General features: G+C 47.0%; 7 protein-coding genes and 6 tRNA genes. All 13 read right to left on the bottom strand.

Features of this window, described 5'->3' with window-relative positions; genetic code table 11:
• Positions 1–100 precede the first annotated feature (100 nt).
• The 13 genes from OC538_RS13615 to OC538_RS13555 all read right to left on the bottom strand — a co-directional run bounded on the left by OC538_RS13615 (position 101) and on the right by OC538_RS13555 (position 6,428).
• Positions 101–174 (bottom strand) — tRNA-Gly (locus OC538_RS13615).
• 10 nt (positions 175–184) lie between these two features.
• Positions 185–261 (bottom strand) — tRNA-Arg (locus OC538_RS13610).
• Positions 262–282: 21 nt separating this feature from the next.
• A tRNA-Leu gene (locus OC538_RS13605) sits at positions 283–369 on the bottom strand.
• A gap of 64 nt (positions 370–433) precedes the next feature.
• A tRNA-Lys gene (locus tag OC538_RS13600) sits at positions 434–509 on the bottom strand.
• 185 nt (positions 510–694) lie between these two features.
• A tRNA-Gln gene (locus OC538_RS13595) sits at positions 695–769 on the bottom strand.
• Positions 770–871: 102 nt separating this feature from the next.
• Positions 872–946, bottom strand: a tRNA-Glu gene (locus OC538_RS13590).
• A gap of 244 nt (positions 947–1,190) precedes the next feature.
• Entirely contained in the window at positions 1,191–1,358 is a 168-nt protein-coding gene (locus OC538_RS13585; protein ID WP_262176266.1) for a hypothetical protein, read from the bottom strand.
• 191 nt (positions 1,359–1,549) lie between these two features.
• Positions 1,550–2,002, bottom strand: coding sequence for a SprT family protein (locus OC538_RS13580; RefSeq protein WP_251695877.1), 453 nt, complete (start codon positions 2,000–2,002; stop codon positions 1,550–1,552).
• Positions 2,003–2,023: 21 nt separating this feature from the next.
• Positions 2,024–4,183 (bottom strand): Tex family protein, encoded by a 2,160-nt coding sequence (locus OC538_RS13575; protein WP_262176263.1) that lies wholly within the window; start codon positions 4,181–4,183, stop codon positions 2,024–2,026.
• 87 nt (positions 4,184–4,270) lie between these two features.
• Positions 4,271–4,867, bottom strand: a complete 597-nt coding sequence (locus OC538_RS13570) for a PP2C family serine/threonine-protein phosphatase (RefSeq protein ID WP_251699361.1) — start codon at positions 4,865–4,867, stop codon at positions 4,271–4,273.
• Entirely contained in the window at positions 4,867–5,652 is a 786-nt protein-coding gene (gene sigB / locus OC538_RS13565; RefSeq protein WP_251695326.1) for an RNA polymerase sigma factor SigB, read from the bottom strand. The genes OC538_RS13570 and sigB overlap by 1 nt, the downstream gene beginning before the upstream one ends.
• A complete protein-coding gene (gene rsbW, locus OC538_RS13560; protein WP_285847146.1) occupies positions 5,627–6,100 on the bottom strand; it encodes an anti-sigma B factor RsbW in 474 nt (157 codons plus the stop codon). The genes sigB and rsbW overlap by 26 nt, the downstream gene beginning before the upstream one ends.
• Positions 6,087–6,428 carry an anti-sigma factor antagonist gene (locus tag OC538_RS13555; protein WP_251695327.1) on the bottom strand — a complete coding sequence of 114 codons (342 nt, stop codon included), beginning with the start codon at positions 6,426–6,428 and terminating at the stop codon, positions 6,087–6,089. The genes rsbW and OC538_RS13555 overlap by 14 nt, the downstream gene beginning before the upstream one ends.

The following is a 6,428-nucleotide window of genomic DNA, read 5'->3' as shown; positions in this document are numbered from 1 at the left end:
TGTTCAGTTTTCAAGGTTCATTGCGCTGCTCTCTTGCAGCAACTATTCTAGTATAACATTTTCTCACTAACGCGTCAAGCGTTATTTTGAAATTAATTAATGGAGCGGGTGAAGGGAATCGAACCCTCATCATCAGCTTGGAAGGCTGAGGTTTTACCACTAAACTACACCCGCGTATAAAATTTGGCGCGCCCGACAGGAGTCGAACCCATAACCTTCTGATCCGTAGTCAGACGCTCTATCCAATTGAGCTACGGGCGCTCGGTTTTATTATATGGAATATGGTGCGGTAAAGAGGACTTGAACCTCCACGGGGTTAACCCCCACTAGGCCCTCAACCTAGCGCGTCTGCCATTCCGCCACTACCGCATTATTTGCGACACACTTTATTATACTACTCTCAGTAAAGATGTCAATAGTTTTTTTGAAAGAATGGTGAGCCATGCAGGATTCGAACCTGCGACCCTCTGATTAAAAGTCAGATGCTCTACCAACTGAGCTAATGGCTCGTGCTTGTTGTATTGTCTTGATGTTAGGTTTTTGTGAAACCTTATATATGAAGACTTTTTTGGCTTGGGTGTTAAAACCGATTTCTGTTTAGTACTCGTGTTGCTTTGGGTACTAAAAGCGATTTGCTCCAAACGCCGGAGGCGTTTCTCGCAAAACTTTTTAAACGTGGAGCGTTTAAAAAGTTTGGCTGGGGTAGCTGGATTCGAACCAACGAATGACGGAGTCAAAGTCCGTTGCCTTACCGCTTGGCTATACCCCAACAATTTGATCAACTTACATACTCGATACTTTGTAAATCGCAGGGCTTAATTTCTTCCCCCTTTTTACTTTGTACATAAACATGGAAGTTATACATAAAAGTTGGTGACCCCTACGGGATTCGAACCCGTGTTACCGCCGTGAAAGGGCGGTGTCTTAACCGCTTGACCAAGGGGCCATCTATTTAATTGGAGAAGGGAGTTTATTTTGTTTCAATGTCATTCCCTAATCGACTTTTCCTATTATAGACACTCATCATCCTTTCGTCAACAGTTTTATTGAATTATTTTTTGTAACAGCTAAAGACACTTATAGCAGCGCGTCTTAAAGAGCGATGTAATGGGACATGCACTATTTAATTGATGATGAAAAAGATAATCGTCCTCTCAGATTCGACCGCCTGATAACTCATCCTGAGCGCCTTATGTATTCTCGATAACGCCTGTAACCTCTCCCGTACCGCCTGAAAGTTTACCCGAACCGCCTGATACGGCAGCAAAACCGACTGAAAACTCTCCGCAACCGCCTGACTCAGCTCTTAATTTCAAATCATTAAGCAAAAATAAATAAGATGAAGGAAAATATAGCACTTCCCTTCATCCTTTGTTAACTTCCGAATCGTTTTATGCGTGATTCTTAGACATTATGCGTGTCTAATTAGTTTTATGCGTAGTTCGCTGACTTTATGCGCGTGTAATTCGATTTATGCGTATCTACTTCAATTTATGCGTGATTTTACGGATTTATGCGTAAATCGCCGGCTTTCTGCAGCGATTGCTTATTATTGAAGCAGGATGATTTCTCCGGCGCATTTGCCGCATCTATATTTCCGCACATCCATTTTTCTTTTGCGTCTATATTCCAATCGACATGATTTACATTGATAGAGATGGATCTTCTTCGGTTTGCTAGTTGCCTTCCCTAGCGGCTTGCAATATCTTGGCGAGCCGGTTTCCCGCAACAGCTTTTTGAAGTCCGCATCTCCATGTCTATATCCTTTTCCTTCTTGATGGAGATGGTAATGGCAAAGTTCATGCTTGATGATGCCGATTAGTTCATCCAAATCGTAAAGCGCTAAAACAGTCGGGTTGATTTCAATAGATCCGTCGAGCAGTTTGTAGCGCCCGCCCGTTGTTCGGAGGCGGGCGTTGAAACGCGCTTCATGTCTGAATGGTTTTCCGAAAGCTTCTATGGATAATTGTTGGACGAGTTGCTGCAAGTCACGTTGTTCCATGCCGGTTTTCACGATCGCGGCTTACTTCCCTTTCGGAGGAATCATCGTCAACGAGATTCTGCCTTTATTTTTATCTACACCTTCCACCCAGACGGTCACGATGTCGCCGGATGCGACTACATCGAGCGGATGCTTGACGAACCCTTTTTTCAATTTCGAAATGTGGACGAGTCCGTCTTCCGATACACCGATATCGACGAATGCACCGAAGTCTACGACGTTCCGGACAGTCCCTTGCATCTCAAGTCCTTCATATAAGTCTTTCATATCGAGTACGTCCGCTTTCAACAGCGGCTGCGGGTAGTCGTCACGAGGATCGCGGTTCGGTCGCTTCAATGTGTCGATAATATCGCGCAACGTCACTTCACCGATATCGAATTTTGTAGCTAATGCCGGGACATCCAATGCGGTTAGAGCACTCACTGCCTCTTCCTTCCCTAACAAACTCTTGTCCACTCCGGCTTCCGCGAGCACCTGCTCTGCCGTCATATAGCTTTCGGGATGAAGTCCGGTAGAGTCAAATCGGTCTTTCGCTTCCGGTATGCGAAGGAAGCCGATTGCCTGTTCATATGTCTTCGCTCCGAGACGCGGAACCTTTTTCAGCTGCGTCCGTTTTTGGAACAGCCCTTCCTCTTCACGCGCCTTGACGATGTTTTCCGCTACTGTCTTCGAAAGACCCGCCACGTATTGCAGTAAAGATGAAGAAGCGGTGTTCACGTTCACACCTACCCGGTTCACCGCGGTTTCAACTACAAACGATAGCGAATCGGACAGTTTTTTCCGTGCCACGTCATGCTGGTATTGGCCGACGCCGATCGATTCAGGATCGATTTTGACGAGTTCGGATAATGGGTCCTGCAATCTCCGCGCAATGGAAACAGCGCTCCGCTGTTCGACTTGGAGGTCAGGGAATTCTTCCCGCGCCTGGGCCGATGCCGAGTAGACACTTGCCCCCGCTTCATTGACGATGACATACGAAACTGGCTCTTTCGATTCCTTGATGCAGTCCGCAATGAATTTCTCCGTTTCTCTTGAGGCTGTTCCGTTGCCAATTGCGATGATCGGGATCTTATATTTGGCGAGAGTTGAAAGAATCATTTTCTTCGAAGCTTCCTTATCCGCTTTCGGAGGGTGGGGATAAATAACCGACACTTCAAGCATCTTCCCTGTTTCGTCAATGACCGCCAATTTACAGCCTGAACGAAAAGCCGGATCGACGCCCAACACCATCCTGCCTTTTAAAGGTGGTTGCAATAGAAGACTCTTCAAGTTTTCCGAGAATACATGGATCGCTTGGGCTTCCGCCTTTTCTGTCAGCGCTGTCCTGATTTCCCGCTCGACAGACGGAGCAATCAGCCGTTTGAATGCATCTTCTGTCGCCTCTTTAACGTGCACAGCGGATGGGGATTGTTGTTTTTTGATCAATTCGCGCTCAAGGACACCGATGATACGCTCCGCTGGGAATGCCACGCCTACACGCAGAACCTCTTCTTTTTCTCCCCTATTCAACGCAAGTACACGGTGAGGGACAATCTTTTTCAGTGGCTCTTCATATTCGTAATACATTTCATACACACCGCGTTCATCCTCGGCCCCTTTACGGAGCATGGAAGCCATTTGGCCATCGGACCAAGCAAGTTTCCGCACGCTTTCCCGGAGTGCAGCGTCATCCGCAATTCGTTCTGCGATAGTATCGCGCGCTCCTGCAAGCGCCTCGTCGATGGATGCGACCGCTTTCTCTTCATTCACGAAAGCCGCGGCAAGGTCTTCCGGATTATCCGGACCGAATGCCATCAACTTGTCCGCCAGCGGTTCGAGTCCACTTTCAATCGCAATCATCGCACGCGTACGTCTTTTCTGCTTGTACGGCCTATACAGATCTTCAATGCGTTGCAATACGGTTGCTGAATGGATTTCCTTTTTCAGCTCGTCAGTCAATTTCCCCTGCTCTTCAATTAACCGGATGACTTCCTCTTTCCGTTGTTCTAGCCCCTTTTCATAATGGTACGCATCTTCAATCGCTTTGATTTCCACTTCATCGAGTGAACCGGTCGCTTCTTTCCGGTATCTTGCGATGAAAGGGACCGTGTTGCCTTCGTCGAGAAGAGAGATGACATTGGCGGTTTGTTTCTTACTAATCGACGCTCTTTTGGCTGTTGCTTCTATTAGACTGTTCGTCATTCATTCCCACCCTTTCTATACTTATCTCAGTTTACCATTTCCATGTATCCTTACTCCATTCCTGCACATGAAAAAACCTGCTTCAGTTTACTGAAGCAGGCTGCCGGCGATGAATGTGGCATCGTCGCCGGATTGTGCCGATTCTTTTACGATATTGTACAACTCATATGCGTTGGTGCTCTGTTTCAAACTTGCTTTCGGGCTGTTCAGCGTCACTCCGTCCGAATGAAGGAAAAACAGATCGCCAACTTCGTACTTGTATGTCTGGGTATTCATCTTTTGCGGCCTTCCTGATAAATATCCCATGACAGGCAAAGGATAGATCATCTTTTCACGACCGTGCAGAATATACATCCTGACATTACCGATACAGCTGTATTCGATCGTGCCGTCCTTATAGTTGACACGCACGATTGCTACGGCTGCTCCGCGTTTCTGCACCATATATTCATTGCAGCGGCTCAGCAATTCGTCTAGCGATTCGTGGTGAAAGTGTTCAAGAACTTCAGGAATCACTTCCGCGGATTGCCTTGCGACTTTACCGTTTCCCAACCCGTCGGCAATCGCACAGATGAAGTAGTCCTCTTCGGAATGAATATAATACGTATCTCCCGACTCGATATTGCCATGCTTCGCTGCGTTATAGATGTATGCCTCTACATGATCATTTTTGAACACTTCCACTACGATGCACCACCAGCTGCCATTATGGCTTCTTGAAGTTTTTTAATCGCTTTCCGTTGCAATCTAGATACATGCATTTGCGAAATACCGAGTCGTTCCCCCGCTTCCTTCTGGCTCATTTGCTCAATATATGTATATTGGATAATCTGCTTTTCGCGTTCCGACAACACATTAAGAGCATTTGCAACGACCAGTCGATGGTCCGTCCTCTCAAATCCGTCATCCGATTCTCCAATAATATCGAACAAGGTGACTGTGCCGCCTTCCGAATCGGCTTCGAGCGTATGGTCCATCGATAGGGCTTGGTAGCTCCTCCCCATCTCCATCGCTTCAAGTACCAATTCTTCATCGGTGCCCAAGTATTCCGCGATTTCACTTACGAGCGGCGAACGTTGCATTTCAATCGTCAATGCTTCGACCGCAGCCTTAATCTTCGGACCGAGTTCCTTGATGCGGCGTGGGACATGGACTGCCCAAGTTTTATCACGCAGGAACCGTTTGATTTCCCCGACAATTGTCGGCACGGCAAATGCTTCGAAGCTGCGTCCGAGGTCCGGGTCATATCTGCGGATAGCCCCGAGGAGACCGAGCATACCTACTTGGACGATATCTTCATGGTATGGCTTTCCGTTTGAATATTTGCGGGCGATGGAATGGACGAGCCGTTCGTAGTGAAGGACGAGATTCGTCTGCGCTTCATCGTCGTTCGTCTCCTGGTACTGCCTGATCCATTCCAACACTTTCTCTTTCGTATCCGGCTTATGAGTTGGCTGTTCGTTTGACATCTTCTTCGCCTCGCTCTCTGCCGAGATATTTGGTCATAAAGACCGTCACGCCCTCCTCGTGATGAAATTTCACTTCATCCATGAGCGTCTCCATCAAATAAAGCCCAAGTCCCCCTTCGCGCTGGAAACGGGCATCTGATGTGTCGCTATATGGTCCGATATGTTTTTTCGTCTCTTCAAAGTCGAAGCTTGTTCCGTGATCCGCAATCATGATCTCCAACCGCTCTTCATACAATGCACACCCGACTACGACTTCGCCATCCTCGTCCTGGCCGTAAGCATGTTGGACAGCATTTGTAATTGCTTCACTTGAAGCGATTTTCAAGTCTTCGATGTCATCGTATGTAAACCCGAGCCGACTTGCAATGCCTGAAATCATCAATCTTGCAACACCGACATATTGGGCTTTGGCGGGTATCTTGATTTCTATATAATCATAATGTTGCATTATTGTCCTCACTTTCCTTCTGTTCAATATCGATAATTTCATTCAGACCGGTAATTTCAAACAGGCGGTTCAACCGTTTGTTCAAGCCCGTGATCTTTACATGCCCGCCGTTAGCGGAAACAGCCTTATAGAAACCTACGAAAACACCGAGGCCTGTACTGTCCATATAGTCCACTTCGGATAGATCCAACTCCGCCTTCAAACCTTGGACATTTTCAACAGCTGCCAGACGCTCCCGTAGAACAGGTGCCGTAAACGCATCAATCTCCCCGACAACCTTGAAATATTGAACACTATTTTGTTCTAGTAACTCAACTTGTAAATTCAT

Origin of the sequence: Saccharococcus sp. Marseille-Q5394 (assembly GCF_946901335.1) — a bacterium.
GTDB lineage: Bacteria > Bacillota > Bacilli > Bacillales_A > Planococcaceae > Sporosarcina > Sporosarcina luteola_C.
Note: the sequence above shows the minus strand (reverse complement) of the source record. Positions and strands in the feature narration are given on the sequence as shown.

Excerpts from the sequence above, each read along its gene's own strand:
- OC538_RS13580 (WP_251695877.1), bottom strand. The coding sequence starts at position 2,002 with ATGGAACAACGTGACTTGCAGCAACTCGTCCAACAATTATCCATAGAA.
- OC538_RS13575 (WP_262176263.1), bottom strand. The coding sequence starts at position 4,183 with ATGACGAACAGTCTAATAGAAGCAACAGCCAAAAGAGCGTCGATTAGT.
- sigB (WP_251695326.1), bottom strand. The coding sequence starts at position 5,652 with ATGTCAAACGAACAGCCAACTCATAAGCCGGATACGAAAGAGAAAGTG.
- rsbW (WP_285847146.1), bottom strand. The coding sequence starts at position 6,100 with ATGCAACATTATGATTATATAGAAATCAAGATACCCGCCAAAGCCCAA.
- OC538_RS13555 (WP_251695327.1), bottom strand. The coding sequence starts at position 6,428 with ATGAATTTACAAGTTGAGTTACTAGAACAAAATAGTGTTCAATATTTC.